At 46.9% G+C, this 16,618-nt stretch carries 7 protein-coding genes, 2 tRNA genes and 3 rRNA genes; 11 read left to right on the forward strand and 1 reads right to left on the reverse strand.

Annotated features, from left to right (window positions below; genetic code table 11):
• Nucleotides 1-470 precede the first annotated feature (470 nt).
• The 7 genes from LACZS1_RS04010 (at nucleotide 471) to LACZS1_RS04040 (ending at nucleotide 9,004) form a co-directional block, all read left to right on the forward strand.
• A complete protein-coding gene (locus tag LACZS1_RS04010; RefSeq protein ID WP_070651101.1) occupies nucleotides 471-2,567 on the forward strand; it encodes an LTA synthase family protein in 2,097 nt (698 codons plus the stop codon).
• Nucleotides 2,568-2,867: 300 nt separating this feature from the next.
• Nucleotides 2,868-3,329, forward strand: coding sequence for a Fur family transcriptional regulator (locus tag LACZS1_RS04015; RefSeq protein WP_070651103.1), 462 nt, complete (start codon nucleotides 2,868-2,870; stop codon nucleotides 3,327-3,329).
• 474 nt (nucleotides 3,330-3,803) lie between these two features.
• A 16S ribosomal RNA gene (locus LACZS1_RS04020) occupies nucleotides 3,804-5,373 on the forward strand.
• 219 nt (nucleotides 5,374-5,592) lie between these two features.
• A 23S ribosomal RNA gene (locus LACZS1_RS04025) occupies nucleotides 5,593-8,510 on the forward strand.
• 199 nt (nucleotides 8,511-8,709) lie between these two features.
• Nucleotides 8,710-8,826: ribosomal RNA gene (gene rrf, locus LACZS1_RS04030) — 5S ribosomal RNA — on the forward strand.
• Together the 16S, 23S and 5S rRNA genes with 2 tRNA genes alongside form the textbook arrangement of a ribosomal RNA operon.
• Nucleotides 8,827-8,833: 7 nt before the next feature.
• Nucleotides 8,834-8,906: transfer RNA gene (locus LACZS1_RS04035), tRNA-Asn, on the forward strand.
• An 8-nt stretch (nucleotides 8,907-8,914) separates the two neighbouring features.
• Nucleotides 8,915-9,004: transfer RNA gene (locus LACZS1_RS04040), tRNA-Ser, on the forward strand.
• Between the two features lie 495 nt (nucleotides 9,005-9,499).
• On the opposite strand, the gene LACZS1_RS04045 is transcribed toward LACZS1_RS04040, so the two are convergent.
• The gene (locus LACZS1_RS04045; protein ID WP_070650274.1) at nucleotides 9,500-11,206 is read right to left on the reverse strand and encodes a SpaA isopeptide-forming pilin-related protein; all 1,707 of its coding nucleotides are present in this window, start codon (nucleotides 11,204-11,206) and stop codon (nucleotides 9,500-9,502) included.
• A 551-nt stretch (nucleotides 11,207-11,757) separates the two neighbouring features.
• Between LACZS1_RS04045 and LACZS1_RS04050 the strand changes: the two genes are divergently transcribed.
• The 4 genes from LACZS1_RS04050 (at nucleotide 11,758) to LACZS1_RS04065 (ending at nucleotide 16,546) form a co-directional block, all read left to right on the forward strand.
• Nucleotides 11,758-14,220: a lectin-like domain-containing protein gene (locus LACZS1_RS04050; protein ID WP_306402823.1), complete on the forward strand. Its 2,463-nt coding sequence runs from the start codon at nucleotides 11,758-11,760 to the stop codon at nucleotides 14,218-14,220.
• Nucleotides 14,221-14,306: 86 nt separating this feature from the next.
• A complete protein-coding gene (locus LACZS1_RS04055; protein ID WP_274804305.1) occupies nucleotides 14,307-15,317 on the forward strand; it encodes a WxLIP family cell surface protein in 1,011 nt (336 codons plus the stop codon).
• A complete protein-coding gene (locus LACZS1_RS04060; RefSeq protein ID WP_070650271.1) occupies nucleotides 15,314-16,360 on the forward strand; it encodes a DUF916 domain-containing protein in 1,047 nt (348 codons plus the stop codon). Before LACZS1_RS04055 ends, LACZS1_RS04060 begins: the two co-directional genes overlap by 4 nt.
• Nucleotides 16,361-16,390: 30 nt before the next feature.
• A complete protein-coding gene (locus LACZS1_RS04065) occupies nucleotides 16,391-16,546 on the forward strand; it encodes a hypothetical protein (protein ID WP_093997912.1) in 156 nt (51 codons plus the stop codon).
• Nucleotides 16,547-16,618: the final 72 nt, after the last annotated feature.

The following is a 16,618-nucleotide window of genomic DNA, read 5'->3' on the forward strand; positions in this document are numbered from 1 at the left end:
TTGAAAGGGTTGGCCTCTTTTTTATGTGAGCGTGAGCAGGAGCGCTTAGAAATCGGAGTGTAAGTGGCCTCAAGCCTAAATGGCTGGGTTTTGCCATTTAGGCTTGAGGTCCTTACACGTAGATTTCTGCGACTGCGAACGCGTTATAGAAAGCGAAAATCAATTAGCTTTTTGCCTCTAATAGAACAATCCCCAGTAAGAAATCATTGACCACTGCGACCAAGGTCCTTACAATGCAGACTTCTGTGCCGGTGAACAGCTCTATGGAAAGCAGAGCTTCGCATGACACGCACCGCAAATAATACAACGCTCGTTCTCCACGATATCCGGACGTCCCATTTTAAGGCTTCTTTAAGATTGCCCATAATTAAGCTTTAATCAACGGTGAACATTTGTCTTTTGAGAAACAAGCGGTTATCCTAGCGAATGTGCTATACTTTTGACATTAAACAATGACTTGGAGGCTCCAAATGAACCAGATCGGCACTAAACTTCGAGGTTTTTTCAATACAAGACTCGGCTTTTTGGCCCTTGCCATTGTCTTATTCTGGGCAAAGACGTACTGGGCATATCAAGCCAAATTTAACTTGGGAGTCACCGGCAGCTTTCAACATCTGATTTTGGCGATTAATCCCATCCCGACAACGCTTTTTCTTTTTGGCATTGCTTTATATATGTCCGGACGAAAATCGTATGTCACGATGCTGGTGATTGATGCATTGACGTCTGTTTGGCTTTTTGCCAATGTGCTTTATTATCGGGAATTCTCAGACTTCTTGACGTTTGCGTTGATCAAAGGATCGGGAGCAGTTTCCAATAACTTAAACAAAGGGATCATGGGGATTGTTCAACCAACGGATTTCCTGGTTTTTGTTGATGTAATCATTTTGATTTTATTGCTGGCGTTTAAAGTGATTCGCATGGATATTCGCCCGATCAAAAAACGGTTTGCTCTCGGTGTTTCGTTGCTGGCGGTATTGATGTTTGGCGCCAACTTGGCGATGGCCTACAGCGATCGTTCTGGTTTGCTGACCCGGACTTTTGATAACAACTATATCGTCAAGTATCTCGGCCTGAATGCTTACACGGTCGTCGATGGCGTTAAGACAGCTAAAAACAGCGCCACCAAAGCTAATGCCGATTCGAGCGATGTTAAGTCAGTACTGAATTACTTAAACAAAAATCGCGTCGCCCCAAATGCGGAATACACGGGTGTGGCAAAAGGTAAAAATGTTTTCATCATCCACCTGGAGAGCCTGCAGCAGTTTATGATCGACTTCAAATGGGATGGCCAGGAAGTCACACCAAACTTGAATAAGTTGTATCACGAATCTGATACTTTATCGTTTGATAACTTCTTTAATCAAGTCGGCCAAGGTAAAACCGCGGATGCCGAAATGATGATGGAGAACTCATTATTTGGTTTACCTGAAGGCGCAGCTATGGTGACAGATGGCACGACCAACACGTTCCAGGCAGCTCCGGCTATTTTGGATCAGCATGGCTACACGACCGCTTCATTCCACGGGGATGTACCAAGCTTTTGGAATCGCGATAATACGTATAAGTCTTGGGGGTATGATTACTTCTTCTCGAAGAATTACTTCTCAAGCGGTAAGAATTATGACGTGGGCTATGGTCTGAAAGATAAGATCTTCCTTAAAGATTCGGCTCAATACATTGAACAGCTACCGCAGCCGTTTTATGCCAAAATGATCACGGTTACCAACCATTATCCGTATACTCTGGATAAGGCCAACCAAACGATCAGTAAAACCGATACAGGCGATGACACGGTAGACGGGTATGTGCAGACAGCGCGCTATCTTGACGAAGCCATGGGTGAATTTTTCAATTGGTTAAAAGAAACCGGATTGTATGATAAGTCAATGATTGTGCTATATGGCGACCATTATGGGATTTCCAACAACCATAAGAAGGCGATGGCTAAGTTAACCAACATCTCCGGCTTTAATGACTATAACAATGCCATGTATCAACGGGTGCCGTTTATGATCCATATGCCAGGACTCAAAGGCGGCATTAATCACACGTACGGTGGGGAAATCGATGCGTTGCCGACCATTTTGAATTTACTTGGTGTCAAGGATAACAACACTGTTCAATTTGGTTCTGATTTGCTGTCGCCCAACCATCCACAAACAGTTGCATTCAGAAACGGGGATTTTGTGACGCCTGACTTTACCAAGGTGGGAAGTCAGTACTTTAACACCAGCACTGGCAAGAAGATCAGCAAACTATCAGCCAGTCAGAAAAAGACAGTTGATGCGGCTACCAACCGCGTGACGACTGAACTTTCCTTGTCAGATCGCGTGATTAACGGTGACCTTCTCCGATTCTATACGCCAAGCGGCTTTAAAAAAGTCGATCGCAGTGACTTTTCGTATAAGTTAACCGATACGAAAAAGAAGCTCAAAGCTGCCCAAAAAGACGGTACGAGTCTGAAGGCGCAAAATAAGGGTAAGTCTACGGTGGATGAATACAAAACCGATGCGCCCGAACTTAAAAGCAGTAGTGATGACGATAGCAGCGATGACTCAAAGTAGTCACGATGATTATGGTTTAGCAGTGCCCACTGAGGCGCTGCTTTTTTCAATTGACAGCCTGTCTTCATAGGGGCGCTTTGTAATGTGTAAAGGTGACAATATGATCAAAGCCCTTGGCCAAATTAGATGTATCAGGGTTGTCGCTGAGGGATAATCCGTTTTGGTGTACACAAATTCATGCGTGAATCTTAAGTATCTAGTACTGAGAAATTCTAAACTTTTGTAAGTAAAGGTTGTGCTACATTAGAAAAAGGCGTACAATTTTACTAGATGATAATGTTTATAATTAGGAGGTTGGCGATGAATCAGGCAGTTTATAACAAGACAATTAACTTGCTCAAAGCAAAGCAGATTCGGGTCACACCACAGCGTGAAGCGATCATTTCATACATGATCGACAGCACTGCACATCCGACAGCCGAGATGATTTATGCAAAGCTTTCACCGCAATTTCCGCATATGAGTGTTTCCACGGTGTATAACAATTTGCGTCTGTTGGTGGACCTTAATCTAGTTGAAGAAATGTCTTCCAATGATGCGGCAACACATTTTGATTTTCCAATTGAACCGCACTACCATGCGATCTGTACAAATTGTGGTAAGATTTTTGACTTTACCTACCCAGGAGTGACAGACGTTGAAGCGGTTGCGGCTAAAGAAACTGGATTTAAGGTGAGCGGCCATCATCTTGAAGTCTACGGTATTTGTCCTGATTGCCAGGTTAAATTGGGTATGAAGCCAGCAAAGCAGCATACAAAGTGAACAATAATTCGCGTCGAAAAAGTTAAGCTATTTCAGTTTATGCGGTTTTCAGGTCTAGCCTGATTGCCGCACTTTTTGATTTTGCGCGAAAAACTGTGGATGAACGCGTAGGTTTCATTTTCGATAGCTATTTTATGGCAATGATTTGTGCAAGCATTTTGAGAAAAATGCTTGCGTGCTGTCGAGGTTACTGGTATTATATTATTGCTGTCAAAAACCGAACTTTCTTTTTTGGAAAGAGATAGAAGTTGCTTCATAACCTTGTTGTGAAGCTGATTAATAAAAAGTGTTGACACTCGTTTGTTGGCATGATAATCTATCAAAGTTGTCTTTTGGCAAGATCGTCCTTTGAAAACTGAACAAAGTTTCGTTTAAATGTGCAGGGTCCTTGATACTTCGGTATCGAGGCAAAAAGTAACATTTGCGAAGTCAATTCGCTAGAACAACAAATCGAGCTATTCGAACAGCTCATATTTATATGAGAGTTTGATCCTGGCTCAGGATGAACGCTGGCGGCGTGCCTAATACATGCAAGTCGAACGAGTTTTGGTCGATGAACGGTGCTTGCATCGTGATTCAACTTAAAACGAGTGGCGGACGGGTGAGTAACACGTGGGTAACCTGCCCTTAAGTGGGGGACAACATTTGGAAACAGATGCTAATACCGCATAAATCCAAGAACCGCATGGTTCTTGGCTGAAAGATGGCGTAAGCTATCGCTTTTGGATGGACCCGCGGCGTATTAGCTAGTTGGTGAGGTAACGGCTCACCAAGGCCATGATACGTAGCCGAACTGAGAGGTTGATCGGCCACATTGGGACTGAGACACGGCCCAAACTCCTACGGGAGGCAGCAGTAGGGAATCTTCCACAATGGACGCAAGTCTGATGGAGCAACGCCGCGTGAGTGAAGAAGGCTTTCGGGTCGTAAAACTCTGTTGTTGGAGAAGAATGGTCGGCAGAGTAACTGTTGTCGGCGTGACGGTATCCAACCAGAAAGCCACGGCTAACTACGTGCCAGCAGCCGCGGTAATACGTAGGTGGCAAGCGTTATCCGGATTTATTGGGCGTAAAGCGAGCGCAGGCGGTTTTTTAAGTCTGATGTGAAAGCCCTCGGCTTAACCGAGGAAGCGCATCGGAAACTGGGAAACTTGAGTGCAGAAGAGGACAGTGGAACTCCATGTGTAGCGGTGAAATGCGTAGATATATGGAAGAACACCAGTGGCGAAGGCGGCTGTCTGGTCTGTAACTGACGCTGAGGCTCGAAAGCATGGGTAGCGAACAGGATTAGATACCCTGGTAGTCCATGCCGTAAACGATGAATGCTAGGTGTTGGAGGGTTTCCGCCCTTCAGTGCCGCAGCTAACGCATTAAGCATTCCGCCTGGGGAGTACGACCGCAAGGTTGAAACTCAAAGGAATTGACGGGGGCCCGCACAAGCGGTGGAGCATGTGGTTTAATTCGAAGCAACGCGAAGAACCTTACTAGGTCTTGACATCTTTTGATCACCTGAGAGATCAGGTTTCCCCTTCGGGGGCAAAATGACAGGTGGTGCATGGTTGTCGTCAGCTCGTGTCGTGAGATGTTGGGTTAAGTCCCGCAACGAGCGCAACCCTTATGACTAGTTGCCAGCATTCAGTTGGGCACTCTAGTAAGACTGCCGGTGACAAACCGGAGGAAGGTGGGGATGACGTCAAATCATCATGCCCCTTATGACCTGGGCTACACACGTGCTACAATGGATGGTACAACGAGTTGCGAGACCGCGAGGTCAAGCTAATCTCTTAAAGCCATTCTCAGTTCGGACTGTAGGCTGCAACTCGCCTACACGAAGTCGGAATCGCTAGTAATCGCGGATCAGCACGCCGCGGTGAATACGTTCCCGGGCCTTGTACACACCGCCCGTCACACCATGAGAGTTTGTAACACCCGAAGCCGGTGGCGTAACCCTTTTAGGGAGCGAGCCGTCTAAGGTGGGACAAATGATTAGGGTGAAGTCGTAACAAGGTAGCCGTAGGAGAACCTGCGGCTGGATCACCTCCTTTCTAAGGAAACAGACATTAAGTCTGACGGAAACCTGCACACACGAAACTTTGTTTAGTTTTGAGGGGACGACCCTCAAGCACCCTAGCGGGTGCGACTTTGTTCTTTGAAAACTGGATATCATTGTTGTAAATGCTTTAAATTGCCGAGAACACAGCGTATTTGTATGAGTTTCTAATTTAGAAATTCGCATCGCATAACCGCTGACGCAAGTCAGTACAGGTTAAGTTACAAAGGGCGCACGGTGGATGCCTTGGCACTAGGAGCCGATGAAGGACGGAACTAATACCGATATGCTTCGGGGAGCTATAAGTAAGCTTTGATCCGGAGATTTCCGAATGGGGGAACCCAGTACACAGCAGTGTATTGCCTGCAAGTGAATTCATAGCTTGTCGGCGGCAGACGCGGGGAACTGAAACATCTCAGTACCCGCAGGAAGAGAAAGAAAACTCGATTCCCATAGTAGCGGCGAGCGAAGTGGGAAGAGCCCAAACCGAGAAGCTTGCTTCTCGGGGTTGTAGGACTGGACATTGGAGTTACCAAAGTTCGACGTAGTCGAAGTCAGCTGGAAAGCTGCGCCATAGAAGGTGAAAGCCCTGTAAGCGAAACGGCGGACTCTCCGTCCAGGATCCTGAGTACGGCGGAACACGTGAAATTCCGTCGGAATCCGGGAGGACCATCTCCCAAGGCTAAATACTCCCTAGTGACCGATAGTGAACCAGTACCGTGAGGGAAAGGTGAAAAGCACCCCGGAAGGGGAGTGAAACAGTTCCTGAAACCGTGTGCCTACAATTAGTCAAAGCCCGTTAAGGGGTAATGGCGTGCCTTTTGTAGAATGAACCGGCGAGTTACGTTTGCCTGCGAGGTTAAGATGAAAAGTCGGAGCCGGAGCGAAAGCGAGTCTGAACAGGGCGAATGAGTAGGCAGATGTAGACCCGAAACCAAGTGACCTACCCATGACCAGGTTGAAGGTGTGGTGAAACACACTGGAGGACCGAACCCATGTATGTTGAAAAATGCTGGGATGAGTTGTGGGTAGCGGTGAAATTCCAAACGAACTTGGAGATAGCTGGTTCTCTCCGAAATAGCTTTAGGGTTAGCCTCGGAGGATGGATCATGGAGGTAGAGCACTGTTTGAACTAGGGGCCCATCAAGGGTTACTGAATTCAGATAAACTCCGAATACCATCGATCTTACTCCGGGAGTCAGACAGTGAGCGATAAGGTCCATTGTCGAAAGGGGAACAGCCCAGATCACCAGTTAAGGTCCCTAAATTTATGCTAAGTGGAAAAGGATGTGGCGTTGCACAGACAACTAGGATGTTGGCTCAGAAGCAGCCACCATTTAAAGAGTGCGTAATAGCTCACTAGTCGAGTGGCACTGCGCCGAAAATATACCGGGGCTAAGCATAATACCGAAACTGTGGGTGCACCCGTAAGGGTGCGCGGTAGGAGAGCGTTCTAAGGGCGTTGAAGGTCGATCGTGAGGACGGCTGGAGCGCTTAGAAGTGAGAATGCCGGCATGAGTAGCGAAAGATCAGTGAGAATCTGATCCACCGTATGACTAAGGTTTCCTGGGGAAGGCTCGTCCTCCCAGGGTTAGTCGGGATCTAAGGCGAGGCCGCAAGGCGTAGTCGATGACAAGCAGGTTGAGATTCCTGCACTAGTTTATTTTGTTTAAGCGATGGAGGGACGCAGGAGGCTAAGGAAAGCGCACGGCTGGAAAAGTGCGTCCAAGCCGCAAGTCTGGTGGCGAGTGAAATGCTTGCGACCATAAGGACAAGCGGTGATGGGGAGCGAAATTAAAGTAGCGAAGTTCCTGATGTCACACTGCCAAGAAAAGCTTCTAGTGAGAAATAAACTAGCCGTACCGCAAACCGACACAGGTAGTCGAGGAGAGTATCCTCAGGTGAGCGAGCGAACTCTCGTTAAGGAACTCGGCAAAATGACCCCGTAACTTCGGAAGAAGGGGTGCTGACCGCAAGGTCAGCCGCAGTGAATAGGCCCAAACAACTGTTTATCAAAAACACAGGTCTCTGCTAAATCGAAAGATGATGTATAGGGGCTGACGCCTGCCCGGTGCTGGAAGGTTAAGAGGATGAGTTAGCGCAAGCGAAGCCCAGAATTGAAGCCCCAGTAAACGGCGGCCGTAACTATAACGGTCCTAAGGTAGCGAAATTCCTTGTCGGGTAAGTTCCGACCCGCACGAAAGGCGTAATGATTTGGGCACTGTCTCAACGAGAGACTCGGTGAAATTATAGTACCCGTGAAGATGCGGGTTACCCGCGACAGGACGGAAAGACCCCATGGAGCTTTACTGTAGCTTGATATTGAGTGTTGGTACCGCTTGTACAGGATAGGTAGGAGCCGTAGAGATCGGAACGCTAGTTTCGATGGAGGCGTTGGTGGGATACTACCCTAGCTGTATGAACACTCTAACCCGCGCCACTGATCGTGGCGGGAGACAGTGTCAGGTAGGCAGTTTGACTGGGGCGGTCGCCTCCTAAAATGTAACGGAGGCGCCCAAAGGTTCCCTCAGAATGGTTGGAAATCATTCGCAGAGTGTAAAGGTAGAAGGGAGCTTGACTGCGAGACTGACAAGTCGAGCAGGGACGAAAGTCGGGCTTAGTGATCCGGTGGTTCCGTATGGAAGGGCCATCGCTCAACGGATAAAAGCTACCCTGGGGATAACAGGCTTATCTCCCCCAAGAGTCCACATCGACGGGGAGGTTTGGCACCTCGATGTCGGCTCATCGCATCCTGGGGCTGTAGTCGGTCCCAAGGGTTGGGCTGTTCGCCCATTAAAGCGGTACGCGAGCTGGGTTCAGAACGTCGTGAGACAGTTCGGTCCCTATCCGTCGCGGGCGCAGGAAATTTGAGAGGAGCTGTCCTTAGTACGAGAGGACCGGGATGGACGTTCCGCTGGTGTACCAGTTGTGCCGCCAGGCGCATCGCTGGGTAGCTATGAACGGAAGGGATAAACGCTGAAAGCATCTAAGTGTGAAGCCCTCCTCGAGATGAGATTTCCCATTCCTATATGGAAGTAAGACCCCTGAGAGATGATCAGGTAGATAGGCTGGAAGTGGAAGTGCAGCGATGCATGGAGCGGACCAGTACTAATCGGTCGAGGACTTAACCAAGTAGAGCGTGAGCAGGAGCGCTTAGAAACCGGAGCATAAGCGGGCCTGAGTTCGTTGGCCGGGTTTTGGCCAATGGACTCAGGGTCCTTACACGCAGGCTTCTGCGACTGCGAACGCGTTTCGATGAAATACGCCGATTCTCAGCAAAGCAAACAAGCAACAATGATAGCCAGTTTTGAGAGCGCAAAGTTCTCATAAGTGTGGTGGCGATAGCAAGAAGGATACACCTGTTCCCATGCCGAACACAGAAGTTAAGCTTCTTCACGCCGAGAGTAGTTGGTGGGAAACTGCCTGCGAGGGTAGGAAGCTGCCACGCTGTTTATTCCGGTTTAGCTCAGTTGGTAGAGCACCTGACTGTTAATCAGGTTGTCGTCAGTTCGAGCCTGACAACCGGAGTTTTTTATGGAGAGTTGTCCGAGAGGCTGAAGGAGCATGGTTGGAAACCATGTATACGGGTTTTACCTGTATCAAGGGTTCGAATCCCTTACTCTCCGGAAATGGTAATCATTATGCCATCATGTTAGGTCAAAATCCTAGTATGACGGCTTTTTTGTTGTTTTGAAATTACATGAATATGTATGATAACACCCTCGACCGTAGCCGCTAACGTAGTCACAGTCCAAAAAGCAATCTAACAAAACTCATGTGACTGCGGTTAGACTTTTAAAAGTGTTAGAACTCTTGTTATGTAAGGATTTGCAGAATACTTTTCTGACTACTCTCCGTTTTGTTGTCTCTACATACTTTCCACAAGAAACCCGAAATGCTGATTTGATAGCATTTCGGGTTTCTTTTTTTGCTCTGATTTTGTCTGCTTTAAAAAAACGAGACCAAAACCGTTTCATGATTCGGCGGTATTCATTTAGCGGTGATGCATTGATTGGCAACTGATCTAAACCGTCTTCATATATGTCCGTGGTTGGGAGACGCATAAAAGCCATGATAACAGCCTCATTATGTCATCATGGCAATTTACTGCTTAGTTCAATTTACTTGCGGACTTTAACGAACAGAACAACTCCAATTAATGTTAGAAAGCTACCTAACATGGCGGCGGCGATTTCCAGGCGTTCGCCAGTGTCCGGCAGATGACGCTGATTTTGAGAATGATTCATGCCTCCGGGCTGGTTGTTAGATTTGGATAGCAGTTCGGCACTTGAATTAGAAGAATCACTTATGGATGTAGTAGGCTGTGACGATGTTGACGGGTGCTTCGGTCTTAAGGTAGAAGAACTGCTTACCGATGTAGAGGACTCTGACGAGGTAGCGGGCAGCTTGGAACTTGAATTAGAAGAATCACTTACCGATGTGGAAGGTTTTGATGATGTGGATGGGAGCCTTGAACCTGATTCAGACGGCTTGCTTGCAGACGCAGAAGGCATCGATGATGTCGAAGGTTTGACCGGTGGCGGGGTTGCAGAAGCTCGGTCGTTTACTTGAATGGTGACTTGCGGATGTTGGGTATTAATTGTAAAGGGTAACGGCGTTTGATTGCGCTCGTAGCCATTAGGTGCTTTTGTCTCAACGAAGTAATAGCTACCGGCCAATAATTGACGAATGGTTAGCTGACCTTGGGCATCGGTTGTTAGGTTTGCGCGAACCAAGGTGTGGTTGGCGCGGTAAAGAGCAAAAACCGCACCCGTTAACACCTTTTTGGGATGATCTTGATCACGTTTGATTAGTGTGACTTGACCAACCTTACCGTTACCGCTGCCATTATCTGTCCACACGATTTTGCCTTTTGCATCTGTCGGCAAGCCACTGCCTTGATTCTGAGCTTCTGCAGATACTTGGTTTGTCCACGTTGTCGTTTGAGCAAAACTTGCCGGACTTGGATTTGTCCATAAATCAATCTTAATGGTTCGGTCGATATTACCTAGTTCAATTTTAATTTGGTTTCCTTTAATTTGATAATCCGGGTTCATGGTGCCGTTTTGGTGGAAAGCACCTTGGGAATAGCTGCCAGTTTGAACTTGGATTTTTCGAGTGGCGTCAAAAGTTTGACCACTGCCAAGGGTGTCATTGAGAACTAGGTGGTTAACTTGGACCATTTGGGGATTGACGGTAATTTCCCACTGCAGAATTTTAGGTCGGCCAAGGCTATCGACATACTGAGCTTTTTCAGCTGCTGAAGCATTAGCGGGCGGCAGGACTGCCCATCCTGATTTAGCAATATACCAGCCGACTTGATGATGCTCATGGTCATCATATGTACCTTGGGCAGTAAAGGTTAAAGTGCCAGTTCGCTCTACAGTGGAATGACTGAAGAAGTCGGTGAACGTCAAAAGCGCTGTTTGGCTGCCTGCTTTAGCGGAAAATTTGCCGATAACGGCGCCTGTTTTGGGATCTTTCACTGGAAAACTAAGATCGGTTTGAATGACGACCGTGGCCGGTAAGCTAACTTTTGCCGTATCGCCTGCTGCAACAACAGTTTGGTCGGGCACGCGCCAATGGTAATTAAGGGTGTAGATGAAGTCTTTGGAAAGTTTAGGCTCATTGGTGACGTCATGGCCATTCATGTCGGTAATCGTCGCATCGTTGCCCTTCAATCCTATCATCGGAATACTTTTGTCAGCACTCGTGGTTGCAGCTTTGCTTGATGTGAATGCCAAAGCCGAAACCAACAACGAAAAAACAAACAAGATAACAAAGAACCGACGTGAAACGCGGTTGCCTTCACGGCTTTGACTTTGCACGGGAATACCTCCTATCAATTTCTATTAAATAAATTATAACATGATGACATCTGCTTGCTTGATTGATTTCGCACAATGTATCGCTAACCTCCAGATAAAGGCGTCAAACGGATCATCTTTATAAATTTATTTAGCAATTAACTACTCACAAGAAACTTAACTGACAGCCAGTAATTATGAATAACTGAAATTTAGGCGAGTACGGTGACTGTTACTATTTGGCTAAAACTCAAGAAATGAACATAACGAATCAAAAACAATAAAAAAGCAATTTTGAGCTTGTAATGTTTACATAAAAATTAAAAACACGATGTTCTCATAAAAGTTTATGGCCTTAATAGTTTATTTAGGAAATCAAAATAGAAAAACGGGTATTATATTAACTTATAAGTCATGAAATATACATAATATTATGTTGTCCATGTTTAACAGCCTTGTTATAGTTATCGTACGGTAAGATTCGATAAAAGAAAACGCTTTTAAGAATTGCTGAAAAGTTGGGGGTGATGTGGGTGAAACGTGTACTGACGATTGCTGGGATTTTCGTTGCGATGTTTTTTATGTTATTGTTTCCGATTCAAAAGGCCGTAGCGGCGGATGATGATATTCCACCTGATTCGGGTATTCCAGATTCTGCATTAAAGGCACCGGATTACTTTTTCAAGAGCATGGCAAAGCCGGAATATAACCAGAACCGTTCGTCTTTTAGTACAACTTATCCGCAAGCATTGATTGTGACTGGGTCAGCGAATTATCAAAATTGGCAAATTGGTGGTATGTGGAGTAAACAGCGGATTGATCTTAACAGCGCCTTTACCTACGAGACGGCTCATTACTTTGGTTCGCGGCCTGGTTATGATGCAGACGGGATGACGTTTACTTTGCAAAATGATCCTGAAGGTATTGCCGCTTATGGTGCGCCAGGCGGGGGCTTAGGCGCGTATCCATGGTCCAGAAGCGGGCCGCCGAAGCAGGAGTTGATCAGCCACTATATTCAAAATGCACTGTCTATTGAGATGGATAGTTACTGGAGCGGCGATAGGGCACAATTTGATGATATGTATGATTATGATTATCCGAATACCAAAATGACCGGCCATTTAGGAGTAGTTCGACCGGGTGAGACCCCATTGACCACCAAAACTTCTAGAGACGTTGGACATCTTCAATACGTTCCCTTAACGGATGCAACGAAACTTTCAAATGGTAAATTTCGTCCGTTTACGGTTAAGTGGACACCATCTGTCACGTATAAGGACGGTGTACGAATTCTAGGTGGTGATCTTCAGTATTACATGGATGGTAATCCCAAAGAAGGCGGCATTTTTAGAATTAACAATGTATTGGATTACTTCAAATCAGACAAGGTGCTCTTTGGTTATACCGGTTCCAGTGGTACGCACCCGACTTTCCAAGCAGTGGCGTTGCTGAAAATGCCACAAAATGCCCAGCCGGTGACCGTTAATTTTGTGGACACAGCAGGTAATGCCATCCAGGACCCACTCACGATTCCCGGTGATCCGGGAAATCAGTGGGATGCGGCTAAGCGGCGGCCGGAATGGATTCATAAAGGCGATGACTGGTATCAGTACACAGGTAAATATACGGCGAATACGCCAGATCAAAAGGATGCCGGAACGTTTTCAGCCATTGTGCCGTATACCGTGACCTATCAATATGAAGCCCGCCGACCCCCATTGAGTTATGTCTTGAAAAAGGCGGTTCGTAACGATACGGCTGGGGAAACGGATTTTAAAACATCAACCGACGCCAAAGACGGTGATCTGGTCACTTATGAGCTGACTTACACCAATTTGCTTGGCGGCACCACCGGCAGTATTAAAGACCAACTTGACGCAAACCACACTTACCAAAATGGTTCCTTACAGATAGCCAACGCTGATACAGGTGGGGCGTTTAAGCCATATACTGCCGCCGAAGAAAATTTTAAAACCAATCATACGATTCCGTTCCCGTACACCATTAAAGACGGCGACAGTTTTAAGGTTCGGTTTACTGCCAAAATTGCCCGCCAAGATACTGCTGAAACGATTTTGAATCAAGCGTCGGTTGGCGGTTCCGGGAGTGATCAGATCACCTCAAATCAGACCACGATTCATTTACCGGCCACAACCGGTAAAGTTACTTTCCGCTATGTGAATCGGGCTAGCGATATGGCTAAGCCAGAAGTGATCGCACCTGAAGTGACAGTCACGGGCAAAATCGGGCAGAAAGTTTCAGACGTTGACGCTAGCGCAATTCGTCCTAAAGCGATCAAGGATTGGACCGTCATTGATCAGGCCAGCAACGCCGACCTTACCCAGGCAACGTTTGATCAGGCCGAAGTTGTCGATCCGGTTTTCAATAAGGAGGAAACCGTGATCACTTATCGGTATGAGAAACCGATGCTGAAATTGACAGTTGACCCGTCGTTGGACTTTGGTGATTTTGACACCAACAGTGTTGATCGTACCTATTACATTGGCGAGAATCAGGCGAAAACCAAACAGAAATTGCCGTTTGGGGTCACGATTGAAGATTATTACGGGGTTTCCCAATGGCAACTCAGTGTTCAGCAAAATGGACAATTCACTTCGGAGGTAAAACCTGACAGCCAAAATCCTGATTTGCACGTGTCGCATACATTGGATAATGCCACATTGCATTTTCTGAATCCGCGGCTGCAACACACGATGGTTTCCGGACCGGCTTGGGCGCAACAAGACAACTTGATTTATAAAGCACCTGATGATTTTGCATTGGATCCAACAGCTACAAAATCCACGGTCTTGGCCGCAATTGATAAGCGGGGCCACTATCTCAAGGACGATGCGGAACAAGCCGAAGCAACCGGTACCCTATATGACAATAGTGGGGCAAGCACGTGGCGATTGAACTTCGGGGATGCCGACAGTGCCCCAACAAGTGTCGGCCTGCACGTACCAGCAAGCACCAAGCGTTACCAGGCACACTACAAGACAACGTTGACCTGGAATCTGTCGATGTTGCCGTGAGGGTCAAGTTGGCCAACCTGCCGTATTTAGTTAAGGCGGCAAGCGAGGGGGAATGAGGTTTGAAATGGAAAAAGTCGTGGTACGGCATGCTGCTTGTTTTGGGGCTTGTGTTTTTTGGAACCGTACCACAACGCGTGTTAGCAGAAAACGAAAGTGAAAAAACTGATTTTGAAGTGCAACCGGTTTTGCCGGATGCCCAAACCAATACCCAGTTAAATTATTTTGACTTGGTCTATCCAAAAGATTCCACCCATACCATTCAAATGCGGGTTCAAAATTTTTCAGATAAAAATATTACGGTGGCCAGCGACTTGCGCAATGCCTATACGCAAGATGGTGGTGGAATCGAATTTACACCGAAGACAAATGACTTGGATCCGAGTCTGAAACATCCATTCACAACAGTAGCAGCGTTAGATCGCGGCAGTGCCACGATTAAACTGGCGCCTAAGCAGATGAAGGTTATCACTGCCACGATTACTATGCCTAAGAACAATTATGATGGGATGATTTATGGCGATTGGCATTTCATTGAAAGGGTGGATAAAGGCAAATCAGGCAGCACGGCGATCGGCTCGAACTATGCTTATTCAGTCGGTGTCGTCTTGCGGGGACAGAACTATGAAGTTTTCCCGGATGTCAAATACGACGAAACCAAACCGATCTTGTTTCAAAAGCATCCGGCGTTAGGAGTGACCCTGCGTAACGTTGAAACCATGGCGATCTCACAGGCAAAAGTCGACGTTAGTATTGGTGCCGATCAAGGCGAGGTTCGCACTTACCAGGCCAGCAACGTCATGATTGCGCCAAATTCAAAAATGGTTTTCCCTGTCTCTTGGAGTTATGACGAGATGAAGCCCGGAACGTATCACATTAAAGCCACGATAAAGGGCTTGAGTACCTACAATCGTTTTCCGGTGAATTGGACATTTAAGAAAACCATGAAGGTGACGACTTCGCAGGCCAAAACCGTTAACGAACGGGCAATAAAAAAGCCGGTTAATCATTGGCTCTATGCCACCATCGGCAGCGGCGTGCTGTTGCTAGCGAGTTCAGGGGCGCTGTTATGGGTGCTTAAACTGAGGCCAAAGTCATGAAAAGGCGATTACGCTGCCAGCAATTGGTCTTCATTGCGATGTTACTTGCGTGTTTGTTATTTAGCGGTTATCAGATAAAAACAGCTGTTGCTGCTGTCAATAACCCTCAACAGACGCTTATGGTGGCGCCTGTTATTCCCGACGATAATCAGGTTAAAAAAGCGGCAGGATATTATGAGCTTCAATTGCCGCAAACCGAAGATCGAACGATTACCGTACAAGCCTATAACGCCAGTGCAAAAGCTTTAACTGTCGGGGTATCGATTCTCGATGCCCAAACCGGAACTAACGGGGTTGTGCAGTATGTCAAACCCAAACAAGTGAATCGGCAGTATTTAACCATTGCCGGCAGTGACCTAGTCAAAACGCCAGCGCAGATTACGCTTGCACCGGGCGAGACAAAGGATGTACCGGTTGTCCTAAAAGCGAGTAAGGCCCGGCCAAAAGGCACTTACCTGTCGGCTATTCATCTAATCGCACTGACACCTACTGACACGGCCAACGTTCGTCAGCGTATTGCCTACACCATCGGGCTGGTTTTGCATCAAGGACGTAATTTTCAAAGTCTGGAGGCGCTGCGCCTAAAGCAGACGAGTTTGGTCAAAAGATCATCCGGATTTCAGTTGCGTTACCGGTTTCTGAATCCAGAGCGCCATTTTTTAAAAGACGCAACGGCATCCGTGCAACTGACCAATGCCTCCAGCCGCTTTTTCTCGCTTAAAATGCAGCAGCCGTTGTCACGGATCGCGCCTCAGACTCAGTTTGTGATGACGCACGATATTCAAGGGCAAAAACCTGTATCCGGTCAATATCGACTGCTTGCGGAAATTAAACAGGGACGGCATTTAAAGACCATCACTCAGTATGTGCGCATTACCGGTGATGGCAAACTAATCGCCAGTTCGCACACCGCATTTCGCCTGGCGCAACAAAAATGGAATTTGCTGAAGGTTGCGATCAGCATTGTGGTGTTGGGTATCATCGGTTTTGTCCTTTTCCGCTGGCGTCAACACCGTAAAGCCAAAAAATCGGCTGAAATCTAATTTCAACAGGCAACAAAGGAGGTGATGCAGGTGCAGGCATTGATCACGCGTTTTTCGTATCGTCGCGTCAAATGGTTCTTAATCGGTTTGACGATCGTCTTATTGATTGCTTTTGTGATTTGTCTGAGTTTAACGATTAAGACTTACAACGATTTCAATACGTGGAAAACAGTTAATCTCTTTTAACTGATTTAGCTGGGGGACACAGGTTTTGGATGATTTTATCTCATCATCACGCATTCACTAGGGCGTTCGCAA

The sequence above is a fragment of the Lacticaseibacillus zeae subsp. silagei genome (genome assembly GCF_030770335.1).
GTDB lineage: Bacteria > Bacillota > Bacilli > Lactobacillales > Lactobacillaceae > Lacticaseibacillus > Lacticaseibacillus zeae.

Excerpts from the sequence above, each read along its gene's own strand:
- LACZS1_RS04050 (WP_306402823.1), top strand. The coding sequence starts at position 11,758 with ATGTTTTTTATGTTATTGTTTCCGATTCAAAAGGCCGTAGCGGCGGAT.
- LACZS1_RS04055 (WP_274804305.1), top strand. The coding sequence starts at position 14,307 with ATGCTGCTTGTTTTGGGGCTTGTGTTTTTTGGAACCGTACCACAACGC.
- LACZS1_RS04060 (WP_070650271.1), top strand. The coding sequence starts at position 15,314 with ATGAAAAGGCGATTACGCTGCCAGCAATTGGTCTTCATTGCGATGTTA.
- LACZS1_RS04010 (WP_070651101.1), top strand. The coding sequence starts at position 471 with ATGAACCAGATCGGCACTAAACTTCGAGGTTTTTTCAATACAAGACTC.
- LACZS1_RS04015 (WP_070651103.1), top strand. The coding sequence starts at position 2,868 with ATGAATCAGGCAGTTTATAACAAGACAATTAACTTGCTCAAAGCAAAG.